Genomic DNA, 16,150 nt, shown 5'->3' with positions numbered 1-16,150 from the left:
ATGAACGCATTAGAACTGCACGGCCTTGAAAAGCACTACCCGGATTTTGCGCTGGGGCCCATTGATCTGGAACTGCCCGGCGGCACAGTCTGCGGGCTGATCGGTGAGAACGGCGCGGGCAAGAGCACGACCATTAAGCTGATTCTGGACATGATCGACGGGGACGCTGGCACTGTGAAGCTGTTCGGACAGGAGGGGATCACCCCGCTTGCCAAAGCCGATATCGGCGTGGTGCTGGGCGGCGAGGGCATCCCCACCTGCCTGACCGCGCCGCAGGTGGGTAAAGTGATGGCGGGCATCTATCCCAATTGGGATGCCGCCGCCTACGCCGACTGGTGCCGCCGCTTTGACCTTCCGGAGAACAAGAAGTACGGCGACTACTCCACCGGCATGAAGATGAAGCAGTGCCTTGCCGTGGCACTTTCTCATCACCCCAAGCTGCTGCTGTTGGACGAAGCCACCAGCGGTCTGGATCCGGTGGTACGGGATGAGCTTATCGATCTGCTGCTGGACTTTGTGCGGGATGAGAACCATGCAATTTTGATCTCGTCCCACATCGTCAGCGATTTGGAAAAGCTCTGCGATACCATTGCCTTTCTGCACAAGGGGAAGCTCCTGCTCTGTGAGGACAAGGACACGCTGCGGGAGGAGTACGCCCTCTGGCACGGCACTGCCGGGCAATTGGAGGAGCTGGATAAAAACGCCATCGTCAGCCGTCGGGTGACAGCCTACGGGGCCGAGGCACTGGTGAAGAGGGAACTTGTCCCGGCGGGCAGCACCCTGACACCGGTGAGCATCGAAGAACTGTTCGTTTTGATGGTGAAAGGGGAGAATGTGCGATGAAAGGTTTGCTGTTGAAGGATTGGTATCAGGTCAGAACCAGTATGAAAACCATGTACCTGACGGTTGCATTTGTGCTGGTGATCTGGGTGCTCAGCACATCGAACGCCTATGTGTTTCCGGTGAGTTATGCGGCCATTTTTCTGGGCATCCTGCCGGTGAACCTGCTCACCTACGACCAGAGCGTCGGTTGGGTGGAGTATGGCCGGACGCTTCCGGTGAGCAAAAAGACGCTGGTGGCGGAAAAGTACCTCATCGGTCTGTTCTGCGCTGCGGCGGCTGTTGTAATCGGAGGACTGTTCGTAACGGTGATCCCTCTGCGTACCGGAACGGCCCCGGACGAGGATGTGCTGTCCCTGCTGGCGGGCAGTGTGTGTGCCATCCTGCTGATCAACGGTATTTCCCTGCCGCTGCTGTACCGCTTTGGGGCCGAAAAAGCCCGCATGATCTACGTCCTGACCTTTGCCGGACTGGGTGCCCTGCTGGGCGGCGGCGGTGCCGTGATGGATGAACTGCAGCAGAACGGCACGGGAAGTGAACCGCTTCCTGTGCCCCTCTGGCTGGCCGCAGTGCTTCTGCTGGCGGTACTGGCCCTGTATGCCGTGTCATGGCGGGTGTCGGTGGCATGGTATGGAAAGTATAAGAAGTAGGCTTTTCTTTGTGCAATATAGCAATAATCTGGTAAAAAAACTGTAAAAGGGGTTGAAAAATCCGCCCGGCCGTAGTATCATAACGGGGCCGAAGGGCAAATCTTTTTACAGGAGGCGTTTGATTTCCATGTCCAGTGACCATACGGATCACCCTAAACAACGCTCCTCCTGCGATGCGGGCAAGGCGAACGAGTCTGCCGCGTCCTGAACTGCATGTGCCCATGATACACCGCAGGAGGTCGATCCCGACTGACGCGGTGTATTTTTTATGCCCGGAATGGGCAGGGAGGGAACCAAGATGCAGAAGAAAAACTACCAAGAAGAGATCCTGAACCTCATCCACAGCGGCCTTCCGCAGCAGGAACTGGCGGAGCGTCTGTCCGACTACCACGAGAACGACCTTGCCGATGCGCTGGCGGCCCTGACACCGGACGAGCGTCAGAAGCTGTACGCGGTGCTGGGTGTCGAGCGAGTGGCCGAGATCTTCTCCTACCTCGACGATGCGGAGCCGTACCTGAAAGAACTGCCCTCCGAGAAGGCCGCGAAGGTCGTCTCGAACATGGACTCGGACGATGCAGTGGACGTGCTGGATGACCTCGAAGAAGAGGATAAGGACAAGATCGTCAAACAACTGGATCAGGACTCCGCCGAGGATGTCCGGATGCTGCTTTCCTACGGTGAGGACGAGATCGGCAGCAGCATGACCACCAACTACATCTGCATCCGAAAGGATATGACCATCCGTCAGGCCATGAGTGAGCTGGTGAAACAGGCGGGCGAGAACGACAACATCTCCACCCTTTACGTCGTGGACGAGGAAGACAAGTTCTACGGTGCCATCGACCTGAAGGATCTCATCATTGCCCGCGCGGACGAGAAGCTGGAAAAGCTGATCGCCCGGAACTACCCCTACGTGACCGACCACGAAAAGATCAGCGACTGCATCGACCGCATCGTGGACTACGCCGAGCGTTCGCTCCCCGTGCTGAACGATGCGGGCAGGCTGGTCGGCATCATCACCTCCTCCGACGTGGTGGAGCTGGTGGATGACGAGATGGGCGACGATTACGCAAAACTGGGCGGCTTGACCAGCGAGGAGGATCTGAACGAGGGCGTCTTCGAGAGCGTGAAAAAGCGTCTGCCGTGGCTGATCGCCCTGCTCTTCCTTGGGATGCTCGTTTCCTCGGTGGTCGGCGCATTCGAGTCGGTGGTGGCTGTGCTGCCCATCGTCATCTGCTTTCAGTCCATGGTGCTGGATATGGCCGGCAACGTCGGTACGCAGTCGCTGGCCGTGACGATCCGCGTGCTGGTGGATGAGAACCTGACCCCCGCGAAAAAGCTGCAGCTCCTCTGGAAGGAGATGCGGGTCGGTCTGGTGAACGGCCTTCTGCTGGCCGTCATGGCGCTGGGCTTCCTCGGCTGCTATATCCACTTCTTCAAAGCGTATGCGTGGGGCGAGGCCTTCCTGCTGTCCGGCTGCGTCGGCGTCGCGCTCATCATCGCAATGGTCGTTTCCAGCTTGGTGGGCACCATCATCCCCATGCTGTTCCATAAGATCCACATCGACCCCGCCGTGGCTTCCGGCCCGCTCATCACCACCATCAACGACCTCGTTGCCGTGGTCGTCTACTATGGCCTTGCCATGATCGTCCTGATCGATATTTTCCATCTGGGTTAAAGTGAATAAAACGAAAAAGCTCCGGCACACATCGCGTGCCGGAGCTTTTCGTTTTATACGTTGGAGATCCAATACCGCTGGGTCAGCGTTCCGTCCAGCGAATCATAGGCTTCGTCTTCGAGGACGCCGCCGTTGGCGCGGATGGTCTTGGCGGAGGCGACGTTGTAGTGGTCGCAGCAGATGCGCACTTTGGCAATACCGCGCTCCTTCGCTTTTTCCAGCGTCAGGCGGAGCATCTGGGTAGCGTAGCCGTTCTGCCGTTCGGAGGGGCGGACGCTGTAGCCGATGTGCCCGCCGTAGGTCAGCAGGTAGTCGTTCAGGTAGTGGCGCAGGTTCGTCATGCCCACGAGGTGCTCGTGCTCGTCCAGCGCCAGATATTCGGTGGCGGGGACCAGCCCGGCGGGGGTCGTCTCCGGGAATTTGAGATTCCGGATCGCAGCCAGCCATGCGTCGAAATCGTCGTACTTATCCAGCGCCGAGGTGCCGTCCATCCGGGAGCCGATGGCCAAGAATTCTTTCCGGTAGGCCATGACCTGTTCCCGGTCGCCCTCGTCCGGTTCGCGGAGATGGATCTTCTGGGGCGCCGTGCGGCGGGTGGCGGTGCGGAAATCCGGGGCTTTCATCAGGCCGTGGCGGTTGCAGTAGAAGTAGAGCACCCCTGCGCCACGCAGCGGGAACCGGCAGCTCGCCTCGCCCTCCGGGTACAGCTTGACGAGCTGGAGCTTGTCGCCGGTGAGGTAGGCGATGAAGGAGATGAAGTGGTCCTTTTCCATCGGGTGATGGAGGGTGACGAAGAGTTCATCCTCTACCCGCTCCACGGTCAGTTGGTGGTGTTCGTCGGCGGGGTCGGCGTCGGCGATGTCCAATGCGGGCAAAGTGATGCCGCAGCAACTGACCACCGCCTGACCGGTGGCGTGGAGCACATTCCCACAGATGGGGCAGACGTAGAGCTTGGAGCGCAGCAAATTGGCGGCGCGGTTCCGGTTGACTACCGGCTCGCCCTGCATTAGCTCCAGCACGCTGACGCCCAGCGCGGCGGCCAGCGGTTCCAGCAGAGAGATATCGGGCAGACCCTTGGCGGTCTCCCATTTGGAGATGGTCTTGGCGCTGACGGCGAGCTTGCCCGCCAGTTCGGCTTGGGTCAGGCCCTTGGCTTCCCGCAGCAGCCGGATGGTGCTGCCGGTAACGTAAGTATCCATAAAAATTCCTCCCATTTGTGTTTGTAACAGGATACCATACAAAAACACTCCACGCAACCTACGCTGCGTGGAGGAGAGAAGTTCGCTTATTCTTCTTCGGCACCGTCCTCTTCATCGGCGTCCAATTCAATGCTGAACACGGCCTTTTTCAGCTTGCCGCAGCCCTGCGCTTTCAGACCGGATCGATAGGGTTCCCCGGCCAGATAAAGCGCGAACCGACCCTCGCAGAGCATACCCGCAATGCTGGTGTCCGCGCTGCCCACGGTCAGGTCGGCGGCTTCGTCGGTGGGCTTGGTGGGGGAAAACTCGCCCAGAGAGACCTCGAACAGTTCGCTGCCCTCAAGGTCGGTCTCCAGCGTCAGGTGATTGTCCCGGCGGATGAAGGGCACCTTGCCGCCCACCTGCGGGGTCACGGTGCTGACGGTGACAACGGCTTTTTCACCGTCGATGCGGGTCTTCCCGGCGGGCAGGTTGTTGATGTCCCGCGCCATGACGAATTCGATGACAGCGTCGAGGTTGTCGCTCATGCCGAGGTAGTTGGGAAGGTTGTTCAGGGTATCGTAGATCATAGAAAACTCCTTCGTTTTTTGTCTTATCCTACCACAGAACCGGCGGTTTTGCAACAAAAAGCCCCTGCGGAGCGGATCACGCAGGGGCGGAACGGTTATTCGGCTTCCTTCGGGTCGGTCAGCAGCTCTTTGATGCTGGGCACCACGCCGCCGAGGTTCTGCAGCTCGGAGGGGATGATGATCTTGGTGGCCTTGCCGTTGGCGACCTTGGCCAGAGCTTCCAAGCTGCGAAGAGCCAGCACCTTGTCGTTGGGCATGGCCTCGTTCAGCAGACGGATGGCGTCGGCGTTGGCCTTCTGCACGGCGAGGATGGCCTGCGCCTCGCCCTCGGCTTCGAGGATGCGCTGCTGCTTGACGGCGTCGGCGCGGAGGATGGCGGCTTCTTTTTCGCCCTCGGCGGCGGTGATGGCCGCCTGCTTCTCACCGTCGGCCTTCAGGATGACGGCGCGCTTCTCGCGCTCGGCCTTCATCTGCTTCTCCATGGCCTCCTGAATTTCCCGCGGCGGGATGATGTTCTTGACTTCGACACGGTTGACCTTGATGCCCCACTTATCGGTGGCTTCGTCAAGGATGGCGGTGATCTTGCCGTTGATGACGTCACGGCTGGTCAGGGTGTGGTCCAGCTCCATCTCGCCGATGATATTGCGCAGGGTGGTGGCGGACAGGCTCTCGATGGCCGCGATGGGCTGATTCACGCCGTAGGTGTAGAGCTTGGCATCCATGACCTGAAAGAACACGACGGTGTCGATCTGCATGGTGACGTTATCGCGGGTGATGACCGGCTGAGGGGGGAAGTCTGCGACCTGCTCCTTCAGGCTGACCTTTTTGGCCACCCGCTCCACGAAGGGAATCTTGACGTGGAGGCCGGCCGTCCATGTAGCGGAGTAGCTGCCCAGACGCTCGATGACGTAGACCATCGACTGCGGCACGATGACGATATTGGTGACAACGATCACCAGAACCACGAAGATCAGGGCAAGGATCACAAATAGCATAATAGGCATAGATACGCTCCTTTGTCAGTGAGTGGATGATTCGGTGAGGACAGGTTCCACAATGAGCAGGGTGCTGTGGATCTCGGTCACGCGGCAGCTCTGGCCGGGGGCAAGGGTGTCGCCGGGGGTGGCGCAGCGGGCGTTCCAGTCCACGCCGTCCAGCCGGACGCGGCCCGTTTCCTCGGCGGAGACGGGGGTCAGCACTTTGGCCTCGCGGCCAAGGCTGCGGTCGCCGTTGGTGGGGGTAGGCTTCTGGCGCAGCCGCTGGGTCAGCGGCTTGAAAGCCGCCAAACACAGGACGCTGACCACGATGAACACCACGGCCTGAACCTTGAACGGCGGATGGAACAGACAGCTCAGCAGGGCCGCGGCACTGCCCGCCGCGAACCAGATGGACACCATGCTGAAGGTCATCCCCTCCAGCACGAGGAACCCGACCGCTGCAATGAGCCAGAAAATAGGATCGATGGACATTTGCACTCCCTCCTTCTTTGTCTATTGTATAACAAAACTCTTAAAAATACAAGATGTCGTGATTTAGGTAACAGCCTCCCTCCATGAGGGAGGCGGCATCGCGCGGGCGATGCCGGAGGGAGTTAAACATAATCGTAATAACTATGGTTCGGGTTATGGCCGACCTCTTCCACCACGATGGTGAAGCCCATGGGGTTCACCTCGGTGCTCTTGCCGCTGGCCAGCGTCTCCACGATGATATGCTCGGTGCGGTTGACGATGATCTCCGCCGTCTCCACCTCGCCGATGCGCTGGTAGTGCAGGATGCCGCCCTCAGCCCGGAGCACCCAGAGCTTGCCGGTGCGGAACGCCTCGCAGGTGTGGCGGAGCTGGGCCAGTTGGGCCAGCACGGGCCGCAGCCGCTGTTCGTGAGCATCCCAGCGGAAGAAGGCGCGATTGAACGGGTCACGGTAGCCCTGCATCGCGATCTCGTCGCCGTAGTACAGGCAGGGCACGCCCGGCAGGGTGTAGATGATGGCGTAGGCCATCCGCAGCCGGAGCAGCCCCTCCTCGTAGGCGTCGCCGGTCACGCAGCGGCCGCTCTGCCACTGGCGGCCCCGGCCGTTGGCGGGTTCGTCCGCGATGACGGTCAGCGCCCGCTCGGTGTCGTGGGTGGAGAGGAAGTTCAGCGCGGTGTCTATGGCGGGGGCAGGGTAGTGCTCGCAGATGGTCAGGATCTCATTGGCAGCCTGTTCAGCGGGCTTGCCCTTGACGAAATCCAACACGGCGTTCTTGAACGGGTAGTTCATCACGCTGTCCAGCCCCTTGCCCAGAAGGTAGGTGCGGCGCTGGTTGAAGCCGTACTTGGTGGTGGCATCCTCCCATACTTCGCCCAGTAGGAATTTTTCGGGCCCGACCCGCTTGACGGCGGTGCGGATCTTCTCAATAAACTCGTCCGGCAGCTCGTCGGCCACATCCAGCCGGAAGCCCGCGGCACCCCGCCGCAGCCATGTGTCGATGACGCCGCCCTCGCCGGTGATGAACTCGACATAAGAGGGCGTCTCCTCGTTGACCTCCGGCAGGGTCTCGAAGCCCCACCAGCTGCGGTAGCCGCCCTTGTACTTGGGGTCAAAGTCATACCAGCAGCGGTAGGGGGAGTTGGGGTCGCGGTAGGCGCCGCCCTCGCCGTAGCGGCCCTCCCGGTTGAAGTACCGGCTGTCGGAGCCGGTGTGGCTGAACACGCCGTCCAGCACGATGCCGATGCCGTACCTCTTGGCCTCGGCGCAAAGGGTCTCGAAGTCCTCGTTGGTGCCCAGCAGCGGGTCCACGTTCAGGTAATCGGCGGTGTTGTACCGGTGGTTGGAGTGGGCCTCGAAGATGGGGTTCAGGTAGATGAAGTCGATCCCCATCTCGTGCAGGTAGGGGAGCTTGAGCTGGATGCCCTTGAGGTCGCCGCCGAAGTAGTCCTCGTTCAGGTGGCCGCCCACCTCGTTGGGCTGCCAGAAGGGCTCGGCGTGCTTGTCGGCCTGATAGATGCGGTCGGGGAAGGGCATGGGCTTATTTTCCACACCCTCGCAGAAGCGGTCGGGGAAGATCTGGTAGAACACCTTGCCCTTGATGGAAGCCGGCGTTTCGAAGGCGGCATCGTAGACTGTGATCTGCCACTTTTCGCCGTCCTGCCAACTGACCACGCCGCAGTTGTCCGGCCCGCGCACGATGCGGCGGAAGTCGGTGTAGAGGTCAAAATAATAAAAGTACAGGCCGGGGTCGTTGAGGGTCACCTCCACCGAGAAGTGGTTCTGCTTGGGGGTCTGGCCATCAAAGTTCATCCGGTAGTAGACCGGCACATCGAACTTGCCCTCCTTCTGGAGGACAAGGTGCGGGTCCACATAGCCGAGGTCTTCCGGCACGCAGAGGGACAGCCGGACGCTCTGTCCGGCTCGGACCGCGCCGAAAGGCTGCTTGAAATAGGGGTCGAAGCTGTTGAACAGACAAGACAAAATGGGGTCGTTCCTTTCTCAAAAAAAGCCCCGGAGCCGTTGTACAGTCCGGAGCTTTGCTTCATGTCTTTAAGGGGTTACTTCACGACAGGTGCATGCCAGATATCGCGGGCATAATCCAGCACGGAGCGGTCTGCGCTGAAGATGCCGCTGTTGGCGATGTTCTTCAGGCTCATGCGGGCCCAAGTCTCGCGGTCGGCATACAGGCGCTGCAGGTCGGCCTGTGCACGGCGGTAATCCTTGAAGTCGGCCATGACCATATACGGGTCGTTGCTGCGCAGGTTCTCAGTGACCTCGTGGAAGTTCTCGCCGTTCCAGCCGCGCTCCAAGAAGTTCAGAGCTGCGTTGGCCACATCGTCGCCCATGATGAACGCGTTGGGGTGGTAGCCGACCTGCTTCAGGTTGTTGACCTCAGGAGTCAGCATACCGAAGATCAGCTCGTTCTCCTTGCCGGCAGCGTCGGCGATCTCGACATTTGCGCCGTCCAGCGTGCCCAGCGTGATGGCACCGTTCAGCATGAACTTCATGTTGCCGGTACCGGAAGCCTCGGTGCCAGCCAGAGAGATCTGCTCGGAGACCTCGGCAGCGGGCATCAGGTGCTCGCTCAGGGAGACGCAGTACTCTTCCAGATAGACCACGCGCAGCTTGTCGCGCACAGCAGGGTCGTTGTTGATCAGATCGCCCAGCTTGCAGATCATGCGGATCATCTGCTTGGCCATATAGTAGCCGGGAGCCGCCTTTGCGCCGAAGATATAGGTCTTGGGGATGAAGTCGGCGTTGGGGTTCTCCTTCAGGTACAGGTACTGTGCCGCGATGTTCAGCGCATTCAGGTGCTGGCGCTTGTACTCGTGCATCCGCTTGACCTGACAATCGAAGATGGAGCTGGGGTCGATGGACTGGCCGGTGCTCTTCTCCAGATAAGCGGCGAAGTTCTTCTTGTTGCTCAGCTTGATCTCGTTGATCCGCTTCAGAACGGTCTTGTCGTCAGCGTACTTGTTCAGCTTGGACAGGTTGGAGGCGTCGTGCTTATACTCCTCGCCGATGGTCTCGTCCAGCAGCTTGCACAGCTCCGGGTTGGAGGCCAGCAGCCAGCGGCGGTAAGCGATGCCGTTGGTCACGTTCTTGAAGGCCTGCGGCTTGAACAGATAGTAATCGTGGAAGACGCTCTCCTTGATGATTTCGCTGTGCAGCTTGGAGACGCCGTTGATGCTGTTGGCGGTGTAGGCGCAGATGTTGGCCATGCGCACCTGATTGTCGCCGATCAGGGCCATATAGTTGATCTTGCCCTCGTCGCCGGGGAAGGCCTTCTCCAGCTCCTCGCGGGCGCGGCGGTTCATCTCGACCACGATCTGATAGATGCGGGGCAGGGTCATCTTGAAGATGTCCACATTCCACTTCTCCAGAGCCTCGGCCATGACGGTGTGGTTGGTATAGGCGAAGACCTTCTGGCAGATAGCGAAGCTCTTGTCCCAGTCGAAGCCGCACTCGTCCAGCAGGATGCGCATCATTTCGGGGATGGCGAGGGTCGGGTGGGTATCGTTCAACTGGATGGCGACCTTGTCGCCCAGATTCTCCAGCGTGCCGTAGGTGGACAGGTGGTTCTGGACGATATCGCCGATGGAAGCGGCAGACAGGAAGTACTGCTGGCGCAGACGCAGGATCTTGCCCTCGACGTGGTTATCGTTGGGGTACAGGACCTTGGAAATCAGCTCCGCGTTGGCGTTCTTGCTCATCGCGGTGTTGTAGTTGCCCAGAGAGAAGCTGGACATATCGAAGTCCGGGGCCTTTGCCTGCCACAGGCGCAGCTTGGCGACGCCCTTGCCGTCGTAGCCCTGCACATACATATCAGAGGGGACAGCCATGACGCTGTTGTAGTTGGTGTGCTGGATATAGTGGAAGCCGTGATCCCAGTTCTCGTGGATCTCGCCGTCAAAGCGGACCTCGATGGCCTGATCGGGGTGGCTCTTCAGCCAGACCTGACCGCCGGGCAGCCAGTTGTCAGCGCGCTCCTGCTGCCAGCCGTCCACGATCTTCTGCTTGAAGATGCCGTACTCGTACAGGATGGAGTAGCCGGTGCCGCAGATGCCGGTGGTGGCCATGCCGTCCAGATAGCAGGCAGCCAGACGGCCCAAGCCGCCGTTGCCCAGACCTGCATCCGGCTCTTCCTCATAGATGCTGTCAATGCTGATGTCCGCAGCGGCCAGTGCCTGCTGGGCTACATCGTTCAGACCGAGGTTGAACAGGCTCACTTTCAGGCTGCGGCCCATCAGAAACTCCATACACAGGTAATAAACCTGCTTGGCACCGGTGCCAATGGCCTTGGACTGGAACTTTTTGTGGTTCTCGCTCATCATCTGGCGGCAGATCAAAGCGAGGGAACGATAGATCTGCTGGTTGGAAGCAACGCTCAGATCCACGCCGTACTCGCTGGTCAGCTTGTCCTGAAGAATTTTTGCAAATTCTTTCGTAGTCATAAAGGAACTCCTATCCGCACACTCACTTAGGTGCTGTTTTTGAATTTTAACGTAGCAGGGAACCTCTCCTCTTTCCCTCAGCCCTGCTGCATAACGATATCATTATAATCAGTTCCGGGCGTGAATGCAAGGAAAAGAGCCAATTTTTGCCGTTACTGCTATTTTTGGCTCCATCTTTCTGACAAATCTGCTGAAAATTCGGATTTAGCACTTTTTCTTGCGCTGCTTTTATATTATAATAAGAAGAAAGCGGACTGTGCCGCAGCCGGGGGAGAACGGTGGCGGCGTGGCAATTCGTCGAGAAATTCCGCTGAGAACGAAAAAGCCGCGCTCCGGTTTTCGGGCGCGGACGGGTTTGTGCCCGAAAATCCCGAAAATGGCTCCGAAAAACCGGGAAATTCGAAACACGCCCGCCGTGCCGGAACTGCGCAGTGCGCAAAGTGAGGATACGATGGTTAATAAAGTACGAGTGAACATTGCGGGCGCGCCCTACGCGATCGCAACGACGGATTCGGAAACGTATATCACCTCTCTGGCCAAGAAGCTGGATGAGGATATCGCAAAGCTGCTGGACGGCAACGAAAACCTTTCGGTGACCAAAGCGGCGGTGTTCTGCGCCATGGATTATCTGGACGAGTACAAAAAGAGCACCGGCAGCGCCGAGAACATGCGCGGCCAGATCCAAGATTACATCGCGGACGCAGCCCGCGCCAAACTGGCCGAGGACAAGGCCAAGGCGGAAAATGAGACGCTCCGGCGCGAAAATGCGGCCCTGCGGGAGCAGTTGGCCCGGATGAAGGCCAAGGAGCAGAGCCGCGAAAAGGCCGAGCAGGAGAAACAGGGAGAACAGAATGCCGAAGATTGAGATCCTTGCCCCGGTGGGCAGTGAAGAGATGCTCCGTGCCGCTGTGTTCAGCGGGGCGGACGCCGTGTATCTGGGCTTTGCGGGCTTCAACGCCCGCACCGGCGCGGGAAATTTTACGGCGGACAGCCTGAAAGAGGCCGTCCGCTTCTGCCATGTGCGGGGGGTCAAGGTGCATGTGGCGCTGAACACCACCGTCTACGGCGGCGAGCTGGCCCAACTGGCCGATGCCGTGCGGGCCGTGGCCGAAAGCGGGGCGGATGCCGTCATCTGCCAAGACCTTGCGGTGGCCCAGCTCATCGGGCAGATCGCACCCCGGCTGCCCCGCCACGGCTCCACCCAGATGAGCGTCCACACCTTACAGGGCGCGCTGGAGCTGAAGGAGCTGGGCTTCACCCGCGTGGTGCTGGCCCGCGAGCTGAGCCTGCCCGAAGTGGAGCACATCACCAAGAACTGCGGCATCGAGACGGAGTGCTTCGTCCACGGTGCGCTGTGCATGTGCGTCAGCGGCCAGTGCTATATGTCGGCCTTCCTCGGCGGACGGAGCGGCAACCGCGGCTCCTGTGCGGGGCCCTGCCGTCTGCCCTTTGAGGCCAACGCCCTGCCGGAGGGCAAGCCGGGCCGTCTGCACCACCTGTCCCTCAAGGATAACTCGGTCATCGACAAGCTGGACAAGCTCCAAGCCATCGGGGTGGCCTCGGCCAAGATCGAGGGCCGCCTCCGCACACCGGAGTACGTGGCCGCTGCGGTCAGCGCCTGTCTGGCGGGCCGCGAGGGCCGTGCCTACGACCGGGACCTGTTGAAAAATGCCTTCAGCCGTTCGGGCTTCACCTCCGGCTATCTGGATGGGAAGATCGACGGCACCATGTTCGGCGTCCGCAGCGAGGCCGACGCAGAGCTGACCAAGAAGACCCTGCCCGCCCTGCGGGAACTCTACCGCCGCGAGCGCTCCCGCGTGCCGGTGCAGATGAAGCTGGAGATCGAGGAGGGCGGCGAGAAGCTGACCGTCACCGACGACGAGGGCAACCGCGCCTTTGCCTACGGCGACGCCGAGCCTCAGCCCGCCCGCACCGACCCCACCGAGAGCTTGCAGCGCAGCCTGTCCAAGACGGGCGGCACCCCCTTCGCGGTGGAGAAAATCGACGTGGAAATGGACGGCGGGCCGTGGTTCGTGCCGGGCAGCGCCGTCAACGAGCTGCGCCGCACCGCGCTGGAAGGCCTCCAGCAGAAGCGCGAGGTCCTGCACCCGTGGCCGGTGAACGAGGTCACCCTGCCTCCGCTGCCCCTGCGCACCCTGCCGCCCCACCGCACCCTCCGCGCCCGGTTCGAGCACTGGGATCAGGTGCCGGAGCGGGCCCTTTCCGGCATCGAGTACCTGATCCTGCCCATCGCACAGGCCGACCGGGTCCCCCGCGAGTGGCGGAGCAAGACCATCTTGGAGCTGCCCCGCGTCATGTTCGGCGCGCTGGAAGCGGACACGGCCCGCCGCATCGCGGCCACGCAGGACGCCGGGTTTGCCGGGTACGAGGCCGGCAACATCGCCCACCTGCGGCTGTGCAGGGGGCTGCCCCTCTCCGGCGGCTTCGGCCTGAATGTGACCAACGACCTGTCGGCCCAGTTCTATGCCGACCACGGCCTTGACTCGATCTTGATCCTGCCGGAAGTCAAGGACAGCGATATTTCCACCATTGCGCCGACGAAAAACGGCAAGCCGGTGCCCACGGGCGTCCTCATCTACGGCCATATGCCGCTGATGGTCACCCGCGCGTGCCCGCTGCAGAACATCCACGACTGCGCCCACTGCGACAAGACCGGCGTGTTGACCGACCGCAAGGCCAAAAAGTTCCCGGTGCGGTGCGGCATGGGCGTGCGGACCATCTACAATCCCGTACCTATTTATATGGGAGACAAGCCCGGTGCTCTGACGGTGGACTACGGCGTGGCTTATTTCACGCTGGAAACGCGGGAGGAAGCGGCGGCGATTCTGGACGCCATCCGCCAGCACGCCCCCTTTGAGGGCGACTTCACCCGCGGGCTTTATTTCAAAGGAACGAATTAAACCTCTCAGTCACGCTTCGCGTGCCAGCTCCCCTGATAGGGGAGCCCTTGGCATGTCGGGTCCGTTCGAATGAGACGAATCAAAAATTATTTTTCAAAAAATGCCGGGCTCCGCGAAAGCGGGGAGGCAGGAGTGGAGAATAGAATGGAAGATATCACCGTAAACTATAAAGTGCTGGATGCGCGGGCAAAGGTGCCCGCTTACGCGACGGCGGGTGCCGCTGCGGCCGACCTGTGTGCGGTGCTGGATGCGCCGCTGACGGTCCAGCCCATGCAGCGGGTGCTGGTGCCCACCGGCCTTGCCATCGAGCTGCCGGGGGCTTACTGCGTCGCGCTGGTCTATGCCCGCAGCGGCCTTTCCATCAAGCACGGCCTCTGCATGGCCAACGGCGTCGGCGTGGTGGACAGCGACTACCGCGGCGAACTGAAGGTGCCCATGGTCAATCTGGGGCAGGAAGCCTATACCATCCAGCCCGGCGAGCGGGTGGCTCAGCTCTGCATCGCGCCGGTCTACACCGCTGCCTTTGCACAGGTGGAAGAGCTGGGCGATACCCAGAGGGGCGAGGGCGGCTTCGGCTCGACGGGGAGGTAACGATGGATCTTATTCTAGCATCCGGCAGCCCCCGGCGGCGGGAGCTGCTGAGCTTATACACCTCCGATTTCTCGGTCTGCGTCAGCGATTTTGACGAGAGCGCCGTCACGGCCCCCACCCCGGCACGGCTGGTGGAAGAGCTGGCGCGGGGCAAATGTTTGGCCGTTTCGGCCCAGCACCCCGGGGCAGTGGTCATCGGCTGCGACACGGTGGTGGACGTGAACGGCGAGGTCTTCGGCAAGCCCCACAGCCCCGCCGATGCCAAGCGGATGCTCCGGGCCCTGTCCGGCGCGACCCATGAGGTCCACACCGGCGTCTGCATCTCGGACGGGGAGCGGACCGAAAGCTTCGTGGATACCTGCCGCGTGAAATTTTTCCCCATCCCGGAAGCGGAGATCGACCGCTACGCCGCCACCGAGGAGCCTTACGACAAGGCCGGTGCCTACGCCATCCAAGGCCGCGCAGCGCTCTGGCTGGACGCCATCGAGGGCGACTATTACACCATCATGGGGCTGCCCGTCAGCCGCACCATCCGGCTGCTTCAACAATTTTGAGCGGCTTGGCGCGGAGAATTATGAAAAAATCCGGGAAAACTTGTTAAAACGCTTGAGAAAACCTCTGCTTGCGGCTATAATATAGTCGTGTTATTCTGCGATGGGCGGCGAATGGGTTTGCGCCGCCATGCGTTTTGGAATAGACCGGAAATACGAAGGAGAGCTTCATTATGAGTTTTTTGTCAAAGGACGTTGGCATTGATCTGGGTACCGCCAATACTCTGGTTTACATGAAGGGCAAGGGCATCATCATGCGGGAGCCGTCGGTCGTGGCTGTGGATACCAAGACCGACGAGGTCCGGTGCGTAGGCACCGAGGCAAAGGCCGTCATCGGCCGCACCCCCGGCAGCATCGTGGCGGTCCGCCCCCTGAAGGACGGCGTCATCGCCGATTTCGACATCACCGCCAATCTGCTGGAGAATTTCCTGAAGAAGGCATGCGGCAACAGCATGTTCTCCCGCCCCCGCGTGGTCATCTGCATCCCGTCGGGCGTGACCGAGGTGGAGCGCCGCGCCGTGCGTGAGGCCACCCTGAAGGCCGGTGCCCGTCAGGTCTCCGTCATCGAGGAGCCGATGGCAGCCGCCATCGGTGCGGGTCTGCCCATCAGCGAGCCCACCGGCAGCATGATCGTGGACATCGGCGGCGGCACGGCGGAGATCGCTGTCATCTCGCTGGGCGGCATCGTGGCCTCCCGCAGCGTCCGGATGGCCGGTGATATGTTCGATCAGGCGATCATCGCCTTCATCAAGCGCAAGTACAACCTGCTCATCGGTGAGCGCACCGCCGAGCAGATCAAGATCGAGATCGGCTCCGCCTACCCCATGGACCCCGAAATGACCATGGAGATCAAGGGCCGCAACCTTGTGGACGGCCTACCCAAGAACATCGTCGTCCACTCCGAGGACGTGCGCGAGGCTCTGCTGGAGTGCCTCGTCAAGATCACCAGCGCCATCAAGGAAACGCTGGAGCGCACCCCGCCGGAGCTGAGCGCCGACATCATCGACCACGGCATCACCCTGACCGGCGGCGGCGCTTTGCTGCGCGGTCTGGATCAGCTGATCCAGAGCGAGACCGGCATCGACGTGCATGTGGCCGAGGACCCGCTGGACTGCGTGGCCAAGGGCGCAGGTGCTGTGCTGGATCATGTGGATGTCCTGCATGACGTTCTGGACACCGACGGAGCTCATATGTAACGGAGAGTGCGGATGGCTCTGGCTGTCCGCGCT

14 protein-coding genes are annotated in these 16,150 nt (G+C 60.9%); 8 read left to right on the top strand and 6 right to left on the bottom strand.

Annotated features, from left to right (window positions below):
- The 3 genes from C4N23_RS04260 (at nucleotide 1) to mgtE (ending at nucleotide 3,168) form a co-directional block, all read left to right on the top strand.
- Nucleotides 1-843, top strand: coding sequence for an ABC transporter ATP-binding protein (locus tag C4N23_RS04260; RefSeq protein WP_112144293.1), 843 nt, complete (start codon nucleotides 1-3; stop codon nucleotides 841-843).
- Nucleotides 840-1,490, top strand: coding sequence for an ABC-2 transporter permease (locus tag C4N23_RS04255; protein WP_112144291.1), 651 nt, complete (start codon nucleotides 840-842; stop codon nucleotides 1,488-1,490). Before C4N23_RS04260 ends, C4N23_RS04255 begins: the two co-directional genes overlap by 4 nt.
- Before the next feature lie 298 nt (nucleotides 1,491-1,788).
- Nucleotides 1,789-3,168, top strand: a complete 1,380-nt coding sequence (gene mgtE, locus C4N23_RS04250; protein ID WP_112144288.1) for a magnesium transporter — start codon at nucleotides 1,789-1,791, stop codon at nucleotides 3,166-3,168.
- 53 nt (nucleotides 3,169-3,221) lie between these two features.
- Here the strand turns inward: mgtE and C4N23_RS14380 are convergent, their stop codons facing one another.
- The 6 genes from C4N23_RS14380 to C4N23_RS04220 all read right to left on the bottom strand — a co-directional run bounded on the left by C4N23_RS14380 (nucleotide 3,222) and on the right by C4N23_RS04220 (nucleotide 10,858).
- Nucleotides 3,222-4,367 (bottom strand): GNAT family N-acetyltransferase, encoded by a 1,146-nt coding sequence (locus tag C4N23_RS14380; RefSeq protein ID WP_112144285.1) that lies wholly within the window; start codon nucleotides 4,365-4,367, stop codon nucleotides 3,222-3,224.
- Nucleotides 4,368-4,453: 86 nt separating this feature from the next.
- The gene (locus C4N23_RS04240; protein ID WP_112144283.1) at nucleotides 4,454-4,936 is read right to left on the bottom strand and encodes a YhcH/YjgK/YiaL family protein; all 483 of its coding nucleotides are present in this window, start codon (nucleotides 4,934-4,936) and stop codon (nucleotides 4,454-4,456) included.
- 95 nt (nucleotides 4,937-5,031) lie between these two features.
- Nucleotides 5,032-5,940 (bottom strand): SPFH domain-containing protein, encoded by a 909-nt coding sequence (locus C4N23_RS04235; RefSeq protein WP_172678620.1) that lies wholly within the window; start codon nucleotides 5,938-5,940, stop codon nucleotides 5,032-5,034.
- A 15-nt stretch (nucleotides 5,941-5,955) separates the two neighbouring features.
- Nucleotides 5,956-6,405, bottom strand: coding sequence for an NfeD family protein (locus tag C4N23_RS04230; protein ID WP_112144280.1), 450 nt, complete (start codon nucleotides 6,403-6,405; stop codon nucleotides 5,956-5,958).
- Between the two features lie 122 nt (nucleotides 6,406-6,527).
- Nucleotides 6,528-8,384 (bottom strand): glycoside hydrolase family 13 protein, encoded by a 1,857-nt coding sequence (locus C4N23_RS04225; RefSeq protein ID WP_112144277.1) that lies wholly within the window; start codon nucleotides 8,382-8,384, stop codon nucleotides 6,528-6,530.
- A gap of 77 nt (nucleotides 8,385-8,461) precedes the next feature.
- Nucleotides 8,462-10,858: a glycogen/starch/alpha-glucan phosphorylase gene (locus tag C4N23_RS04220; RefSeq protein WP_112144275.1), complete on the bottom strand. Its 2,397-nt coding sequence runs from the start codon at nucleotides 10,856-10,858 to the stop codon at nucleotides 8,462-8,464.
- Between the two features lie 376 nt (nucleotides 10,859-11,234).
- On the opposite strand from C4N23_RS04220, the gene C4N23_RS04215 reads away from it, so the two are divergent.
- The 5 genes from C4N23_RS04215 to mreB all read left to right on the top strand — a co-directional run bounded on the left by C4N23_RS04215 (nucleotide 11,235) and on the right by mreB (nucleotide 16,117).
- Nucleotides 11,235-11,723, top strand: coding sequence for a cell division protein ZapA (locus tag C4N23_RS04215; RefSeq protein ID WP_242983720.1), 489 nt, complete (start codon nucleotides 11,235-11,237; stop codon nucleotides 11,721-11,723).
- Complete coding sequence (locus C4N23_RS04210; RefSeq protein ID WP_112144272.1) at nucleotides 11,710-13,779, top strand: U32 family peptidase; 2,070 nt, start codon at nucleotides 11,710-11,712, stop codon at nucleotides 13,777-13,779. Before C4N23_RS04215 ends, C4N23_RS04210 begins: the two co-directional genes overlap by 14 nt.
- A 144-nt stretch (nucleotides 13,780-13,923) precedes the next feature.
- Nucleotides 13,924-14,370 (top strand): dUTP diphosphatase, encoded by a 447-nt coding sequence (dut, locus tag C4N23_RS04205; protein WP_112144270.1) that lies wholly within the window; start codon nucleotides 13,924-13,926, stop codon nucleotides 14,368-14,370.
- Between the two features lie 2 nt (nucleotides 14,371-14,372).
- Nucleotides 14,373-14,924, top strand: coding sequence for a Maf family protein (locus tag C4N23_RS04200; RefSeq protein WP_112144268.1), 552 nt, complete (start codon nucleotides 14,373-14,375; stop codon nucleotides 14,922-14,924).
- Nucleotides 14,925-15,094: 170 nt separating this feature from the next.
- The gene (gene mreB / locus C4N23_RS04195) at nucleotides 15,095-16,117 is read left to right on the top strand and encodes a rod shape-determining protein (protein ID WP_055189350.1); all 1,023 of its coding nucleotides are present in this window, start codon (nucleotides 15,095-15,097) and stop codon (nucleotides 16,115-16,117) included.
- Nucleotides 16,118-16,150: the final 33 nt, after the last annotated feature.

The organism is Faecalibacterium hattorii (assembly GCF_003287455.1).
Lineage (GTDB): Bacteria > Bacillota > Clostridia > Oscillospirales > Ruminococcaceae > Faecalibacterium > Faecalibacterium hattorii.
This window is presented reverse-complemented; position numbering and strand designations above follow the sequence as displayed.

Excerpts from the sequence above, each read along its gene's own strand:
- C4N23_RS04260 (WP_112144293.1), top strand. The coding sequence starts at position 1 with ATGAACGCATTAGAACTGCACGGCCTTGAAAAGCACTACCCGGATTTT.
- C4N23_RS04255 (WP_112144291.1), top strand. The coding sequence starts at position 840 with ATGAAAGGTTTGCTGTTGAAGGATTGGTATCAGGTCAGAACCAGTATG.
- mgtE (WP_112144288.1), top strand. The coding sequence starts at position 1,789 with ATGCAGAAGAAAAACTACCAAGAAGAGATCCTGAACCTCATCCACAGC.
- C4N23_RS14380 (WP_112144285.1), bottom strand. The coding sequence starts at position 4,367 with ATGGATACTTACGTTACCGGCAGCACCATCCGGCTGCTGCGGGAAGCC.
- C4N23_RS04240 (WP_112144283.1), bottom strand. The coding sequence starts at position 4,936 with ATGATCTACGATACCCTGAACAACCTTCCCAACTACCTCGGCATGAGC.
- C4N23_RS04235 (WP_172678620.1), bottom strand. The coding sequence starts at position 5,940 with ATGCCTATTATGCTATTTGTGATCCTTGCCCTGATCTTCGTGGTTCTG.
- C4N23_RS04230 (WP_112144280.1), bottom strand. The coding sequence starts at position 6,405 with ATGTCCATCGATCCTATTTTCTGGCTCATTGCAGCGGTCGGGTTCCTC.
- C4N23_RS04220 (WP_112144275.1), bottom strand. The coding sequence starts at position 10,858 with ATGACTACGAAAGAATTTGCAAAAATTCTTCAGGACAAGCTGACCAGC.
- C4N23_RS04215 (WP_242983720.1), top strand. The coding sequence starts at position 11,235 with ATGGCTCCGAAAAACCGGGAAATTCGAAACACGCCCGCCGTGCCGGAA.
- C4N23_RS04210 (WP_112144272.1), top strand. The coding sequence starts at position 11,710 with ATGCCGAAGATTGAGATCCTTGCCCCGGTGGGCAGTGAAGAGATGCTC.
- dut (WP_112144270.1), top strand. The coding sequence starts at position 13,924 with ATGGAAGATATCACCGTAAACTATAAAGTGCTGGATGCGCGGGCAAAG.
- C4N23_RS04200 (WP_112144268.1), top strand. The coding sequence starts at position 14,373 with ATGGATCTTATTCTAGCATCCGGCAGCCCCCGGCGGCGGGAGCTGCTG.
- mreB (WP_055189350.1), top strand. The coding sequence starts at position 15,095 with ATGAGTTTTTTGTCAAAGGACGTTGGCATTGATCTGGGTACCGCCAAT.